11 protein-coding genes and 1 pseudogene are annotated in these 15,381 nt (G+C 39.1%); 6 read left to right on the top strand and 6 right to left on the bottom strand.

Annotated features, from left to right (window positions below):
* Window positions 1-15 precede the first annotated feature (15 nt).
* A complete protein-coding gene (gene gmtY, locus ACT3RM_RS13425) occupies window positions 16-1,335 on the bottom strand; it encodes a gamma-mobile-trio recombinase GmtY (protein ID WP_306287708.1) in 1,320 nt (439 codons plus the stop codon).
* A 106-nt stretch (window positions 1,336-1,441) separates the two neighbouring features.
* Here gmtY and ACT3RM_RS13420 point away from each other — a divergent pair.
* From ACT3RM_RS13420 to ACT3RM_RS13405, 4 genes and pseudogenes are all read left to right on the top strand, one after another.
* Window positions 1,442-1,780: pseudogene (locus ACT3RM_RS13420) on the top strand (GreA/GreB family elongation factor); the annotation flags it as partial.
* Window positions 1,781-1,896: 116 nt separating this feature from the next.
* Window positions 1,897-2,208: a hypothetical protein gene (locus ACT3RM_RS13415; RefSeq protein WP_441992990.1), complete on the top strand. Its 312-nt coding sequence runs from the start codon at window positions 1,897-1,899 to the stop codon at window positions 2,206-2,208.
* Window positions 2,209-2,260: 52 nt separating this feature from the next.
* Window positions 2,261-2,842: a CBS domain-containing protein gene (locus tag ACT3RM_RS13410; RefSeq protein ID WP_441992991.1), complete on the top strand. Its 582-nt coding sequence runs from the start codon at window positions 2,261-2,263 to the stop codon at window positions 2,840-2,842.
* Window positions 2,843-3,099: 257 nt separating this feature from the next.
* Entirely contained in the window at window positions 3,100-5,427 is a 2,328-nt protein-coding gene (locus ACT3RM_RS13405) for a Tex family protein (RefSeq protein WP_441835894.1), read from the top strand.
* Between the two features lie 480 nt (window positions 5,428-5,907).
* Here ACT3RM_RS13405 and bioH read toward each other — a convergent pair whose 3' ends face one another.
* Window positions 5,908-6,642, bottom strand: a complete 735-nt coding sequence (gene bioH, locus ACT3RM_RS13400) for a pimeloyl-ACP methyl ester esterase BioH (RefSeq protein WP_441992993.1) — start codon at window positions 6,640-6,642, stop codon at window positions 5,908-5,910.
* A gap of 58 nt (window positions 6,643-6,700) precedes the next feature.
* Here bioH and ACT3RM_RS13395 point away from each other — a divergent pair, with 58 nt between their 5' ends.
* Entirely contained in the window at window positions 6,701-7,396 is a 696-nt protein-coding gene (locus ACT3RM_RS13395; RefSeq protein WP_441835892.1) for a ComF family protein, read from the top strand.
* 38 nt (window positions 7,397-7,434) lie between these two features.
* Here the strand turns inward: ACT3RM_RS13395 and ACT3RM_RS13390 are convergent, their stop codons facing one another.
* The 3 genes from ACT3RM_RS13390 to ACT3RM_RS13380 form a co-directional block, all read right to left on the bottom strand.
* Window positions 7,435-9,555 carry a TonB-dependent receptor gene (locus ACT3RM_RS13390; protein ID WP_441835891.1) on the bottom strand — a complete coding sequence of 707 codons (2,121 nt, stop codon included), beginning with the start codon at window positions 9,553-9,555 and terminating at the stop codon, window positions 7,435-7,437.
* Window positions 9,556-10,052: 497 nt separating this feature from the next.
* Window positions 10,053-11,420, bottom strand: a complete 1,368-nt coding sequence (locus ACT3RM_RS13385; RefSeq protein ID WP_441835890.1) for an alkaline phosphatase PhoX — start codon at window positions 11,418-11,420, stop codon at window positions 10,053-10,055.
* Between the two features lie 162 nt (window positions 11,421-11,582).
* Window positions 11,583-14,135: a M14 metallopeptidase family protein gene (locus ACT3RM_RS13380; RefSeq protein ID WP_441995088.1), complete on the bottom strand. Its 2,553-nt coding sequence runs from the start codon at window positions 14,133-14,135 to the stop codon at window positions 11,583-11,585.
* Between the two features lie 147 nt (window positions 14,136-14,282).
* Between ACT3RM_RS13380 and nfuA the strand changes: the two genes are divergently transcribed.
* The gene (gene nfuA, locus ACT3RM_RS13375; protein ID WP_441835888.1) at window positions 14,283-14,858 is read left to right on the top strand and encodes a Fe-S biogenesis protein NfuA; all 576 of its coding nucleotides are present in this window, start codon (window positions 14,283-14,285) and stop codon (window positions 14,856-14,858) included.
* Between the two features lie 251 nt (window positions 14,859-15,109).
* On the opposite strand, the gene ACT3RM_RS13370 is transcribed toward nfuA, so the two are convergent.
* Window positions 15,110-15,367, bottom strand: a complete 258-nt coding sequence (locus ACT3RM_RS13370) for a hypothetical protein (RefSeq protein ID WP_441835887.1) — start codon at window positions 15,365-15,367, stop codon at window positions 15,110-15,112.
* Window positions 15,368-15,381: the final 14 nt, after the last annotated feature.

Raw genomic sequence — 15,381 nt, 5'->3', positions numbered from 1 at the left:
TACCTTTAAGTTTGCTCATTTAATCTCTCTCATCTTATTACGAATATCTTCTGAGGTTGGTTGTATATATATCAAGCAGGATAGAGAGCTCTTATGATGCATTGCTTTTTGAATTTCAACTTGGCTTAAACCAAGTTGTCGTGCGCGATAACCATATGCATGCCTGTGCCCATGCTCTGTAGTTCCAAGCTCTTTTTTAACTTCCAGTCCAATTTTTTTAACTGCTCTTTTATGAATTCGCTGAAAGTTTTTTATCGTTTCAGGCGCTCCTGTGGAGTTGGTAAATGCAAATGGATGAGTGTCTGTTTTTGCAGGCTCTACACGTTGATATTTTAGATAGTTAACCCAAGATATTAAAAATTCTTTTGCTTTTTCAGGTGGGTTAAATATCACTTCAAAATAACCGTCTTTATTTGTGAGTAAAGGTGATTTCCAACCCGCATATAGTCTTTTTGATAATCGGTATGTATTTCTTGGTTTATAAAAAGTGCTTTCGAGTAAGTATTCTCGCCTATTTGCAAAACTACTGTCAGGTGAGCGGCCTATTTCTGGATGATAGACCCTAACTAATGCTTCATCTCGATATATTGGATGTAAAGTTATATCTGAAACATAAAGGTGAAATAGCTCACTTTTACGTAATCCACCATAATTTAATAACATGGTCATAGCTTGAGATTTATAGTCTGGTGTTGAGCCTTTTACCATTCCAATATAAAGAAGCTTTTCAAAGTGACCATCGGGGAATTTCATCGCTTTTTCATTATTTATTTTAGGCTCTAATAACCGATCAATAAATCTTACTCTCTGTGCATTAAAGGCAGCATCTTTTTGATTAGATAAGTGATTTAAGAACACATTTGCATGCTTATGATAATATGCACACCAATTTAATCTTTCTTCATAACTTGTTGCTTTTCTGAAGGGGTTTATCCTTGATGAGTCAAATCCTTTCTGTAAAGCTAAAAAATCAGAGTAATGCGTTATATGAAATAATATATTATTAGCATCTCTAGGCTTTCTTGCCTTCCAATACAATCCAAGCTCATCATCCATTTTATCGTAATCGATTGTTCCTATTAATAGTGCTTTAGTAAAACCTTTTAATAATAAAGTTGAGTTTTCAAAGTTAGGTACGGCATCAATATATGTGAGTAGAAGCTTTAAAGAAAATATAGAGCGTTCTTTCCATGACTCGCTTTTAGAGCTGTACCAAGCAAGATATCTTATGTGTGATATCACGACACCTTTCTCTGTATAAAGAGCAGGTAACTCACAAATACTGCCAGTCTCTTTGTCATGATACTTTACGTTTATTTTTTGGATGTATGCCATACTTTTTATTATATAGTATATTTACTTTTCCTTAATACTAACTCTTTTTTATTATCTAACAAGTATTAAAGTAGTAATTTTAGTATATATTTGGGTAGGGTTATAATACCAGTACAATAAACGTTTGTTAAGACAAATAGACCGCCGCGTACGTTATTTACGTAAACGCATCCCAGACTTAAAAATTATAGAGTATTCTCCGCAGCAGGCTGGCATGGTATTTTTTGGCGCATGGGTTGAAGTAGAAAATGAGCAAAGCGAAATACTTACCTTTCGTATTGTTGGCCCTGATGAAATATACGACCGTAAAGATTACATTTCAATAGACTCGCCGATGGCGCGAGCACTTTTAAAAAAACAAGTTGATGATGAGTTTGAAGTTCCCACTCCGCAGGGGAAAAAAGAATGGTATGTTAATAAAATCACTTACCCTATCGAAAAATAAACTTGGAATATTCAGAAGAAGTTAATTAATGGTTGTGTAATATGCCAATGTGATCTATAAGTAAAGGTACTCAAATAAAAAATGTCAGTCTATTTGAGATTATAAAGGTAGTAATTATGTCAAACGCAATGCAGCGCATATTTAGTAATATGATGTTATTTGCACTTTTATTAAGTGTAGGCATTACTGCGTTTGCAGATACCAATGGCAATCACAACCAGCAAGTTATCCCAACTGCTCACTATGTTGCTTGTGAAATTCCTGATCAAGCTAACCTTGACGTTGACCTAGACAATCATGTTGACGTTGATATATTACAAGTCGCCCAACCTCTAGCGCTTGTAACACCTTATTACGATTTCATTGTTCCTAGTAATCAACCTTTTAGCCAAGCGTACCAGCGTGGACCACCAAATAATTTAGTTTAATTTTCGCTCTAAGAAACTTAATTTAAATTAACTAATCAAACTGGTGAACACTATGGCTAACTTTAAAGAACTTCGTACCCAAAATATATCTAAAGGCATTTTATCTCATACTTATAGCGATAATAAGCCGTTTATCGATTTAACGTCTCCGGCGTTAGAAATGATTAATAACTTTACTCAACAAGATCCGCTACGCGCACATTATGAAACTTCAATAGTTGAAGCGTTAAAAAAAATAACCAATCAACACACCGACTTTATTTTAGTGGTTGATGATAACAAAAAGCTACTGGGTGTAGTTTCAAGCGCTGACTTACAAAGCTCTAAGACCATGATTTTAGCGCAACGCTTAAATGTAGCACGTAATGATGTGAGCTTACGTCATGTAATGACACCGCTAAGCAATTTAACCGGAGTGAGCATGCAAAGCTTAAGTTATGCCTGTATCGGTGATGCTCTACAAACAATGGAACATCGTGGCGTTATGTTTTTACTCGTTACTGCTTCTAACAATGAAATTTGCGGCCTTCTATCAGCTCGCGAGATTTCTAAAAAGTTACAAGTACCATTACATATAAGCCCTATTGCACACACATTTAGTGAAGTGATGGAGCAAATTGACCACCCGCATTAATATTATAATTTATTCCAAATGTTTCGAACACAAAAGGCCTTAAAGCAACCGCTTTAAGGCCTTTTTATTTAAGGCATTTAATCGCAACGCGAGGTTCATAACCAAGGAGCCCAAATAAAAATCAAAAAGCAAATGCAGCTGCAAAATTAATCTCCAAAGATCAATAGCCCCTTTGCTTGGCTGTGATATTATTCAAGCAAATCATTACATCAAAACAACTGTGTTTTGATCTTAAAATTGTTTAATAAGGTTTTTGCATGAGCAATATCTCTGCACGTTTAGCTACTGAACTAAATGCTAAAGAGCAACAAGTAGTTGCTGCTACAAAATTACTCGATGAAGGTGCTACTGTTCCTTTCATCGCTCGTTACCGTAAAGAAGTAACCGGTGGCCTTGATGACACGCAATTGCGTTTACTTGAGCAACGTTTGTCTTATTTAAGAGAGCTCGAAGAGCGTCGCAGTTTTATTTTAGCGACTATAAAAGAGCAAGATAAACTCACCGCGGCTTTACAAGCTGATATTAACACCGCGCAAAGTAAAACTGAGCTCGAAGATTTATACCTACCTTATAAGCCTAAGCGCCGCACTAAAGGTCAAATAGCTATTGAAGCAGGCTTAGAACCGTTAGCTGATGCATTATTTAATGATGCAGATTTAAACCCAGAGCAACAAGCGGCTAAATACCTAAATCCAGAAGCCAAGTTTGCTGATAGTAAAGCCGTGCTTGATGGCGCTAAGTTTATTTTAATGGAACGCTTTGCTGAAGACGCAAAACTACTTGCTAAATTTCGTAGCCACATTGGCCAACACGGTCAGATTGAAGCTTCACTAATTGCTGGCCAAGAGCAAGCAGGTGCTAAATACCGCGATTATTTTGAGCATCAAGAGCCACTAAGAAAAATACCTTCGCACCGGGCACTAGCCATGCTGCGCGCCCGCAACGAAGGAGTATTACAGTTAAGTATAAATCCTGAACCTAGCGCAGAGAACCCAGCGCAAATATGTGCTCAGATGATTGCTGATTATTATCGTCTTAATATCAAAGACCAAACAGCAAGTCCGTGGTTATTAAGCGTAGTCCAGTGGGCTTGGAAAATTAAACTGGGCCTACATTTAGAAAATGAATTTTTAGCGGCGATGCGCGAAAAAGCCGAAACCGGCGCGATTGACGTATTTGCTAAAAACTTAAAAGACTTACTAATGGCAGCCCCGGCTGGTGCTCGCACAACGCTTGGACTTGATCCTGGTCTGCGTACGGGGTGTAAGATAGCCGTGGTCGACAGCACAGGTAAACTACTCGCTACGCAAACTATTTTCCCACATGCACCACAAAACCATTGGGATAAATCAGTTCGTACCTTAGAGCAGCTTTGTCGCCAACATAAAGTAGAGCTTGTAGCAATTGGTAACGGCACGGCTTCACGTGAATCAGACAAGCTAGTTGGCGAACTAATGAAGTCTTTGCCAGAGCTTAAACTCAATAAAATTATGGTCAGTGAAGCAGGTGCCTCAGTTTATTCAGCATCTGAATTTGCAGCCAATGAATTTCCTGATTTAGATGTATCTTTACGTGGTGCGGTATCGATTGCCCGTCGTTTACAAGATCCACTCGCTGAACTCGTTAAAATTGAGCCAAAATCAATTGGTGTAGGCCAATACCAACACGACGTATCGCAGAGCCAACTGGGACAGTCGTTAACCTCTGTAGTTGAAGATTGCGTAAACTCAGTCGGTGTAGATTTAAACATGGCTTCAGTACCATTATTGACGCGGGTATCGGGCTTAAATAAAACGTTAGCACAAAATATTGTCAGCTATCGTGACACCAACGGTTCGTTTGCCAAGCGCAGTGAACTTAAAAAAGTTGAGCGCTTAGGTCCAAAAGCTTTTGAGCAAGCTGCAGGCTTTTTAAAAATTAGTAACGGCTCTGATCCACTTGATAAATCATCGGTTCACCCTGAAGCATATCCGGTTGTTAAACGTATCTGTGAGCAAAATACGCTTGATGTGAATGCCCTGATTGGTAACTCAGACCTACTCAATAAGTTAGTGGCGAATGACTACACCGATGAAAAATTTGGTTTACCAACGGTTACCGACATTATTACTGAGCTTGATAAGCCAGGCCGCGATCCACGCCCTGAGTTTAAAACAGCCGAGTTTAAAGCCGGCGTCGAAAAAATTAGCGACCTAAAACCAGGTATGATTTTAGAAGGTGTAGTTTCTAACGTTGCTAACTTTGGCGCATTTATTGATGTGGGCGTTCATCAAGATGGCTTAGTGCATATTTCAGCAATTACTAATAAGTTTATCTCCGATCCTCGTGAAGTCGTTAAAGCCGGTGATATTGTTAAAGTAAAAGTAATAGAAGTTGATGCAGCACGTAAACGCATTAGCTTTACTATGCGCTTAGATGACGACATTAACACCAGCAATAAATCAAAGCCAGCGGCTGCAAATAACCAATCTCGCAGTAACAACAACCAACCACGCTCTGCAGAAAAACCTAAAAGAGATAGTGGTAATGCGATGATGGGTAACGCATTTGCAGATGCCTTTGCCAACGCGAAGACCAAAAAGTAAGCGTACCTTTATGTTTTAAGCTTAAAGATACCAAACAATAAAAACCGCGATATTAATAATATTGCGGTTTTTTGATAAATTTAAAAAGGTTATTAAAATTTATATTTACGCTAAAAACCCAACTTGGGAGTCTGCTGAAGTCACGCTTGGCCGTGTTCGCTTAAGGTATCATTGTCATCGCTGTTAAAACGACTGTCGACTTTAAATAATATTACCCCTTCTTCAGGGCTCGCCACTGCTAACTGACGTTGTTGCGCAAGTTGTGTATCGTCTTGTTGAGTTCTAGTAGAGTAATAGACGCACGGTTAATCTCCGCACTGGATTTTTCAATACCTTAACTGGCACAGCTAAAACCTTTAACACCATTATTAAATACAGAACCTATTGGTACAACTCATCTCGACCGGCTATATACTCAATTAATTATCGTTCATCAATCACACAAAACAAAGTATAAACTAGGCTGTTTTTACATCGAGCTCAAAGTATTGATTTGATAGCTTTTAAAAATTCTTCTTTATGTGAGATAAACGGCGCATGAGACGCTTTATCAAGCACTTCATACTCAAACTGCGGATTCAGCGCATGCATTTTTGCAATCGCGCGATACGGCACCAGCGCATCTAAACGGCCAAACACACCTTTAATAGGTACTTCGCAGTCACTAAAAAACGCTCTTAAGTCGTCTTGTTGTAATATTTCAAGGCCACCTGTTAAAGCGTCCTCTTGCGGGGCAGGGTATTGCTTAAGTAACTTTTTAAGTTGTTTTATATCGTCTTTAGCACTTTGGCTACCCATTGCTTGAATAGCTAAAAAGCGCTCGATTGTTTTATCTCGATGACTGACTAATTGCTCTTTAAAGGTATTTAATACATCCGCTTTAATACCCGACCAATCATCTTGCTCAGCAAAAAATGGGGTTGAAGAAACTAAGATAACCTTGCTCACTTTATCAGGCCAATGTTTCGCAATATACAGAGAAAATAAGCCTCCTAGTGACCAACCCATTAAAGTTGAGTTAGGTTTTATTTGCTTGCTTAGTAACTTTGCGGCGTTATGTAATGTATAAGCTGTTAGTTTACATGAATGCTCACCGTAACCAGGTAAGTCGAGACTTTTTACATTATTGCAAAGAAATTCAAGTTCAGGCTGAATAACCTCCCACACGCCTTTATTCATTCCCCAGCCGTGTAATAACACCAATTCATTTTGCATATTTAGTTATCCTGCTCCACACTTAAGTATTATAATAGCGTTTAAAGGACTGAATGCAATGGCCAACATTTCTCGCTTAAGTAAAGGTCTAGGTAATTGGTTATTCCCTTGTTATTGCTTGCAATGCCAAGTACAGATATATGAGCAACAAGGGCTTTGTGAACACTGCTTAGCCGATCTTCCTTTATTTGATTTAACCGCGAGTAAAAACCTACTGTATCACCCAGATATAGCTGAGTTATTTCCCGACTGTCAATTTGAGCACTTGTTTGCATGTGCTTGGTACCGTTCGCCATTTGATCACTGGCTAACCCAACTTAAGTTTCATAATCAAATTCATTATAAAAAAGCCCTTATCCAAGTAATTAGCCAACAGCTTGAAATAGCCAAAAATAGTGCTGATGAATGGCCTGATTACTTTGTCATACTGCCTTTGCATCGCCAGCGGTTTTTTAGCCGAGGCTTTAATCAGGTTGATCAAAGTTGGCGAGCATGTTTATTTGATGAAATTATCGGTGATGATTTATTGATTAAGCATAAAGCGACTAATAAACAAACCCATTTAACCCGTGCTAAAAGAGTTAAAAACGTGCAAGGTGCTTTTCAATGCAATAAAGATATAACCGGTGATGTAATCGCTATTGTTGATGATGTAATGACCTCAGGCGCAACGCTAAATGCAGCGACTGAGGCATTAAAACAAGCTGGGGCAAAACAAGTTTGGGCGTTTGTAACGTGCTTAACACCAATTTAAATCCCACAGCTACTTTAGGGTATTTCAATCATTAACGATTAAAAACGAGCTCTTACACCTAGGCTAACTGAACGACCTGGTAATGGTGCTTCGTCTTTTAAGTATGACGAATGCACTCTCCCTTCTTCGTCCGTTAAATTATCGCCTTTAATATAAATAGTCATATCTACATCACCTAAATCAAGGTAATAATTAGCTGAGGCAGATAGCATTGTATAGCCATCTGTTTGCGTTTCGTTCTCAGCTATTTTGTCTTGCTTAGCGTTACGAATAACTTCGACTTCGGTATGCCAATTTTCATACTCGTAGTGAACAGATGAGCCAAATCTCATTGGTGGCATTCTTGGGACATTACCGCCTGAATCTAATTTAGCCCGCGTATAATCAGTAAATACCTCTAAACGCCAATCATCATTTAAATGCCAATCAACTTGTGCTTCGTAGCCGTATAAACGGGCGTTTTGCTGTGAAAATAAAACGACTGGCAAACCATCAGCTTCTTCATCTGACTCTCCTAATATAGCCACTTGGTTCTCATAATCAGCTGATGTAATAAAGGCACCATCGCTAATAACTAAATCGGTAAAATCTTCAAAAATATAGTTATCTACTTCATTATTAAATACGCTAACACTCGCATTCCATGTATCCGCGTTATAACGATAAGTAATATCTATATTATTTGAGACCTCTTTATCCATGCTTTCGTCTGTTTGAACGACATTGTATTGACCATTGTCGTTATTAAGTTCAAACCCACCACCGACTTCATAAGTACCTGAGCCAATATGAGGACCATATGAATATATTTCAGAAGACGATGGTGCGCGTTGTGAGTAAGCATAATTAAAGGATAATGAGTGTTTTTCGTTAATGCTCCAAACAACACCAGCAGAGCCTGATACCGCTGTATAATCTTTGTTGTCGAACGAAATATCATTTGATGCACTTAACTCAGTAAAAAAGTCATTATTTACATTATGAGTTGATTGTTCAACACGCGTACCAAGTTGCCATAAAAGTGGGCCAACTTCTTTTTCTTCCATTAAAAATGCAGCAATGCTGTCAGTCTTAGTTGGTGGGGTAAATGCTTCTTCACCTATCGCTTCAAAGTCACTTTTGTTGTAATGCAAGCCAACAATACCTTTCCAACCGTATACAGGTGCATGGTCAGCCGACAATCTAGACTCAATACTTTCGTTTTTGAAAGTAGTGCCAATTTCTGTACCTTCAACTTCAGAATGCTCGTAGTCTGTATACGCATTTTTCCAATGTACTGCTTGAATAAAGCCATCTAAATTATTCCAGTCAACTACGCCTTGATAACGATCTTGGTTTAGCTTTATAAACACGCCTTCTTCGCCTGGTAAACCGTATTCAGAGTCCATATGACCATACGAAAAAGCAACTCGTGTATCATCGGTTATCCAACCAGCCCCTAAGTTATAACCGCTGGCATCAATAGCTGAGTTAGCTAGTGTTGTACTACCCCCCTCTTCATCTATATCAGTCGGCACCGGAATTTTATAATCATCGGTTTTTCGGGTATACCCGTCAATATGAAAAACAAAATCACCAGAGCCTGCATTTAAATCTGTTGAAACAGTTTTAGCATCTGCCACATTATCGTATTGTGCAAATACTTCACCGCTTACGCCTTCTTTTTTTTGTGCTGGTAAGCGGTTATCAACCACGTTCACAACTCCACCAATAGCGCCGCTCCCATATAAAAGCGTAGCTGGACCTCTTAGGACCTCAATTTGAGTGGCGGTAGATGTTTCGGTTGAGACTTGGTGATCGGGACCTACACGTGATGCATCAGACGCACCTAAACCATTTTGAACAACTTTGATTCGTGGTCCATCTAAGCCACGAATAATTGGGCTACTCGCAACAGGTCCATAATATGAACTATGCACACCGGGTACATTTTTTAAAGTATCACCTAACGTGGCCGCTTGGTTTTGGTCTAGCTCTTCGCCACTCAATATTGTTACGGGTGTACTTGATTCAAGCACAGTACGTTTTAGTGGGGAGGCCGTTATTAACACTCTTTCTATATCGGTTTCATCTTTTTGAATGTTTTTTTCGTCTGCATATGCAGTGCTGCTCATTGCTGTTAACAAGGCTAGCACTAAAGGTGAATAGTTATTTTTCATGCTGTTATCTCTAAAAATACATAATAAAATTCACTCGATATCATTTAATAACGAGTGCTTAAAATACATTTAACTGATTAATTAAAAATAACGGATGGTGGATCTCTATTACCTGTAATAGCAACAAACACACTATAAAAGTGCTGACTAATTAACCCTATTAAAGAAAGAGAGTGAGAATGTACCCCAAAAAGGGTTACTTTAGCGGGTATTGAGTGTTCTAAGTCAAGAGAGGTTAAACAGAGTTCACATTCTTGCTCTGCCTGTAATTCGTGTGAAGTATCGTGCCAAGCAGAAAAAACACTGAATAGCAAAAACAACACTAATATATATTTTATTAGTGTTGTTTGGTTTCGAAGTGAGTGTAATGTCAATCTCAGCATGAAAGATATAATATAACATTACCAACATTTGTGTCGATAAATTAATTCACTTTTTATCTACCACACAAACCTATTAATAGATTCTAACATTAGCAACTCAACAGGTTTAATTTTTTATCCCTTAAAGCTATTCCATGGGCCTGATATTGCTAATGTTTTAGTTGGTGAATATACATTTACAAATAGTGTATTACCATCAGGCGAAAAACACGCGCCGGCAAGCTCTGTTTGTTCGCTTAAACGAGCAAACGTATAAATATCTCCGCTAGGTGTTACTCCGCGCAGATGATTATCGACAATATCAGTATACTGATCTTCACAAACAATAAGGTGACCATTCGGTGCTACTGTTAAGTTATCACCAAAGTTAAACAATGATTCATCTTCGCTTTCTACAAACAACTCTATTTTACCCGGGACTGAGCTTTCACTTTCTTTACCTTCAAACTCTGATGGCTGGTATTTCATAACTTGACCAAGCTGTTTTTTACCGCCATTCGTGCAGCAAAAATAAAGCTCATTGTTGCCCCAATGTACGCCTTCGCCACGAGCAAAAAGTGCAGCTCCTTGTTGATATCCTCTAATCCTTAGATCATCTTTTGGGCTCTCTGGCTCATCTAAATCAACCCATTCAACATCCATCGGTGTATGTTTAAGCATTGTGGATTCATTCCAATTACGGGTATCAAATTGCGAGTGTTCTTTAATAACCATTGCTTGGAGTTTACCGCCTTTACTAAGCGTACCAAATTCATTAGGAATAAATCGATAAAATAAGCTATCGCCTCTGTCCTCAGTAAGATAAACAATGCCTGTGCGTGGATCTATTGCGGCTGCTTCATGATTAAATCGTCCCATTGCAACAAGTGGTTCTGGTTTTACCAAACCTTTTGCCGTTGCAGGTACTTCAAATATATAGCCATGAGATTTACCTAATCCATCTGCCTGATTAGCGACGGTTTCTTCACAAGTAAGCCAGCTTCCCCATGGTGTAGCACCACCAGAACAATTACGTATTGTTCCACACAGCGATAGAAATTCTTGTTCTTTTTTATGCTCTTTAATATTATAAATAATATGGCTTGTGCCACCGGGAAGCGCTACGCCATCATCAAATACGTCATAGGCTGTAGGCGTTTTATGTGACTTAATGCTCGTTGCTGCCTGCTTAATATTTTTTGGAGAAAGCTCATGGTTACGTACTAGTACAACTCTTTCGCTATCAAGCGCTATACACCCCATCCCATCGGCTTTATCTGGTACAGATAAGCCATCGTCCATTTCATCTCCCAATTGAGAAATAACGCGATAGCTAAAACCAGCAGGTAAATCGAGTAATTTTTTTCTATCAGGAATTAAAGAGCCATATGCCAATACGCTATCAGTCAAGTTAGCTAAAGTAGCCTTACCAAATGCACTTCTGGAAAGACCAACGAATGCGAGCGTCCCAGCACTCAAAAGAAATTGTCTTCGGGAAATCATATTTAAACCCTGTGAAGCTAATGATCTTAAATGAAAGTAGATAATAAATTAAAAATAATCATAAAAACGCATCCAACGTATAAATTCATGAAAATGTCATATTGTAGGTAGCTCTAACATTACTAATGAACAATATTAAAGGAGCTAATAATTGGTTAACAATTAATCACCATCCACTCGAAATGTATGCCCAAAAAAGAGCGCATTACTAAGTAATCGACTTGTACCATACCAGTAACCTCTAAAGACTGGGTTGTCAGTCATACCAATAACATTACCACGGCCATAAGAGTGCGCCACGAGCCCCGCAGCACCTGCGACTTGTTCTACATTTACATCATCTGTAAAGCCCGCTAGTAACGGCTTTTCGGTATACTGTAAAACGTTAACAAACGGCGCATTTGAAGGCTCAATTAACCAAGTGCTATTTTTAAATACGGGGAGTGTTTCACGGCTTAATGAATAAGTAAGCGGGTGTGTTAAGTCGACCTTAGTGTTAAATATTGCGCCAGCAATACGTTGACGACCTGATAAGTGGCTCTTATCACCATAACTCAAGCCATCTGTTTTAAACGCACTCGCAACATCTTCGCGCGATAAATAACTGGTTTTTAATAACTGCTGATCAACTAAAAACTTTGCGCCACCTTTGTGCCCCCAAATGACCCCGCCTTTACGAACCCATGTTTTAATCGCGACTTTAGTAGCATCACTGAGACTATTGTAATACCCATGAGCCAAAACAATATGGCTATAATCACTGAGCTCTAATTCATCTACACGCTCAAGTTCAACTATCGTGGGAGCAATACCTACAAAACGGTCTAGGTAATACCATACTTCCCCAACTTCATACTGGCTGGTGCCTTCCCCGCCTACTAACAACACTTTGGGCTCTTTAACCACAGCTAACGAGCGAGAGCCTAAATCAGCACCTTTAGCGGTTAGTCCTGAGGTGATTGGAGTTATTTCAATACCAAATTCTGTTTGCGCTTGATTGAGTATTTCCACCCAATCATTATTGGTTTGAATACCCGCAGGAACAATAATGCTACCTGGGGCAAAATCTTGGCTATCATTAGGTGTTTTTGCAGTAAGTGGCTTAAGTGCTACACGAGCTTTTACGCCTTGCTTTAGTAATGAGTTAAGCAGTTTTGGGGCTAAATAATCATCCCATTTAAAACCATAAGCGTAATGCGAAGTTAATGTAGGAAATTGCTTCACTTTTGCCGCTTGCCATGCTTCTTTTGCTACATTTAAACCCCAACCACTAGTTACCTTTGCAAACTCTAAATTAAAAGCATGCGCAAGTGTCCAACCAGACACATCATAAAAGGTGTTATCTACAAAACGTTTTTGTTCGCTAAATATAGCCTTTACTAAACGAAATTGAGGCTGCGCCAATGGTACAAAGTAGCTTTGTTTTGAAAATTCTTTACCCTGGGCTTTAACTGAATCTGTAAGTGGGTAAGCGTTTATTTGGTGCTGTTTTAATAAATCTAAAAAAAGTGCCTTACGTGTATCATCATTACCGCCTTCAACAACATAGCCATTATAATCTTCATCGCCAGCAAGCTCTACAGCCCCATTATAAAAGTCAGCTTGATAATTTAATAAGTCTTGGCGGTTATCTACAGCCGCTTGGAAGGTCGATAAACTCGTTAATAGCTGGTTTTTTATTGTAAAAGGAAAAGTTAGCGTACCGTTTTGTGTTTCTTGCACATGGCCACGAGAGCTGGCTTGTTCAAATAAAATTCCTACACTGCCATTTACATCAGGGTAGGTTGAGCCTTTTCCGTAATAAAAATCATCAAAGCTTTCTTCAGTGAAGTACAAAGCATTGTGTTTATCTAACGTTTTCGCATGGTAGTTAGCAATAGCCTTCGTTAAGCTGACATTTTCATCCGGAGTGATTGGGTGTTTACGACTAGGAATTCCCGGTTGAAAAAAGTAAGTGCTATTAGGTCCCATTTCATGAAAGTCAGTTAAGATATTTGGTTTCCAATGATGAAACTTGGCAATCCGCGCGCGTGACTCAGGATGCTGTAGCAATAACCAATCACGGTTTAAATCAAACCAATAATGATTAGTGCGGCTACTTGGCCAGCTCTCAATATGCTCACGAGTTTCTGGATCAGCCGATAAGTTCATACCTCGATTACTATTTGCCCAATTGGCAAAACGCGCCAAGCCATCCGGATTTAATGAAGGATCGAGTAAAATAACCGTGTTGTTTAACAGTGTGTCAATTTCTTTCCCTTGTGCCGCGGCTAGGTAATAGGCAACCAATAAAGCTGAGTTGCTACCCGATGATTCATTGCCATGCACACTATACCCCATCCACACTACAGCAGGCTGGTCGGTGCTTGTATCACTTTCACCATTACTTAATCGTGCTAAATGCGCTTGGCGTGTTTGTTCAATATTAGCTAGTTTATTAGCCCCAGTAATAGTTAACATTACAAGGGGGCGTTGCTCGTGCGTACGGCCAATTATTTCGTAATTAATACGATCACTTTTTTCGGCTAAAATCTCCATGTATCGAATCAATTGATCATGGCGTACATGCCATTCACCCACTTCATAACCAAGCACTTCTTCTGGTGTTGGAATTGTCGGGTCAAACTTTGTATCTTGTTCAAAATAATAAGAAAGTGGTTGCGCTGAAGCAGTAAAGCTTAGCAGTATAGTTAATATTGTTATTATAAAGCGCATGAAAAACACTCAAAAAATGATGAATGATTTTACGCTACCATTGACTAAATTAGATACCAACTTTTTACGCCCAACACTAGCGACAATGCGATGAGCGGAGTATGATGGCAAGTATCCGAGTAATTTAGTCAGGTATAGTTTGTTTTTATGATTTCTATTTCCGAAAACGCACAATCACATTTTGCAAAATTATTATCCGATCAGGCCGAAAAAACCAATATACGCGTGTTCGTAGTAAACCCTGGTAGCTCACAAGCTGAGTGTGGTGTTTCTTACTGTCCTGAAGATGCAGTAGAAGACAGTGATATTCGCTTGCCTTTTAATGGCTTTGAGGCGGTTGTTGACGCTGAAAGCGCACCATTTTTAGAAGAAGCTGAAATTGATTTTGTGACTGACAAAATGGGCACGCAGTTAACCCTTAAAGCGCCTAATGCTAAAGCGCGTAAGTTAAGCGAGAATGCAACCCTAGAAGAGCAAGTTCAACACATGCTTGAAACTGAAGTTAATCCGCAGCTAGCTAATCACGGTGGCCAAGTAAGCTTGGTAGAAATTACTGCTGAGGGTGTTGCGGTACTGCAATTTGGCGGCGGCTGTAATGGTTGCTCGATGATCGATGTGACACTTAAAGAAGGCATCGAAAAAGAGATGATTGCTAAGTTTGAAGAGATCACCGGTGTGGCAGACATTACCGAGCACCAGGCTGGCGAGCATTCTTACTACTAAACACGATGACCTACCGCTTAGGCTCTGCTCCTAAGCTCAGCTTAAAACGCTTTTTACGCGGCCTGGCACTGTTTGTGCTGGCCGTGCTTTATTGCTTTTGGTTACTATAGCCATTATAGCTTACAAATTATCGGTATTATAATACTCGCAGTAGCATTGTTTTTCGCAAGTCATAAAGGGAATAACCCCTAATAATCACGACGACTTTAAAGATTAGCAATTTACTCAACAAATACCGTGTTGTTATCATGTCAGTAAGGCTTAGATTCTGGCTGAGCGCAGACTTCTTCCTCAAACATAGCTCGACCCAGCGGCGCAACTAAAACATTTAAAACACCATTAATAATATTAACTTTTCGATTATCTCTTGTTGGCTTAAGTGGATCAGAGTCATTGTACCGCAGCTCACTCTTAACACTTGCTTCTACATAGTCACACGCTGTAATGACCATTTGTACCGAAGTACAACCATTATATAATCGCCACAGATTTTTTAAACCAAAATTCATAACCTACTAAACAC

Source organism: Pseudoalteromonas sp. AOP7-A1-14 (genome assembly GCF_052376275.1).
Classification (GTDB): domain Bacteria; phylum Pseudomonadota; class Gammaproteobacteria; order Enterobacterales; family Alteromonadaceae; genus Pseudoalteromonas.
The sequence above is the reverse complement of the archived record's forward strand: the minus strand, read 5'-3'. Positions and strand labels throughout refer to the sequence as shown.

Coding starts and splice junctions, on each gene's coding strand:
- gmtY (WP_306287708.1), bottom strand. CDS start 1,335: ATGGCATACATCCAAAAAATAAACGTAAAGTATCATGACAAAGAGACT.
- ACT3RM_RS13415 (WP_441992990.1), top strand. CDS start 1,897: ATGTCAAACGCAATGCAGCGCATATTTAGTAATATGATGTTATTTGCA.
- ACT3RM_RS13410 (WP_441992991.1), top strand. CDS start 2,261: ATGGCTAACTTTAAAGAACTTCGTACCCAAAATATATCTAAAGGCATT.
- ACT3RM_RS13405 (WP_441835894.1), top strand. CDS start 3,100: ATGAGCAATATCTCTGCACGTTTAGCTACTGAACTAAATGCTAAAGAG.
- bioH (WP_441992993.1), bottom strand. CDS start 6,642: ATGCAAAATGAATTGGTGTTATTACACGGCTGGGGAATGAATAAAGGC.
- ACT3RM_RS13395 (WP_441835892.1), top strand. CDS start 6,701: ATGGCCAACATTTCTCGCTTAAGTAAAGGTCTAGGTAATTGGTTATTC.
- ACT3RM_RS13390 (WP_441835891.1), bottom strand. CDS start 9,555: ATGAAAAATAACTATTCACCTTTAGTGCTAGCCTTGTTAACAGCAATG.
- ACT3RM_RS13385 (WP_441835890.1), bottom strand. CDS start 11,420: ATGATTTCCCGAAGACAATTTCTTTTGAGTGCTGGGACGCTCGCATTC.
- ACT3RM_RS13380 (WP_441995088.1), bottom strand. CDS start 14,135: ATGCGCTTTATAATAACAATATTAACTATACTGCTAAGCTTTACTGCT.
- nfuA (WP_441835888.1), top strand. CDS start 14,283: ATGATTTCTATTTCCGAAAACGCACAATCACATTTTGCAAAATTATTA.
- ACT3RM_RS13370 (WP_441835887.1), bottom strand. CDS start 15,367: ATGAATTTTGGTTTAAAAAATCTGTGGCGATTATATAATGGTTGTACT.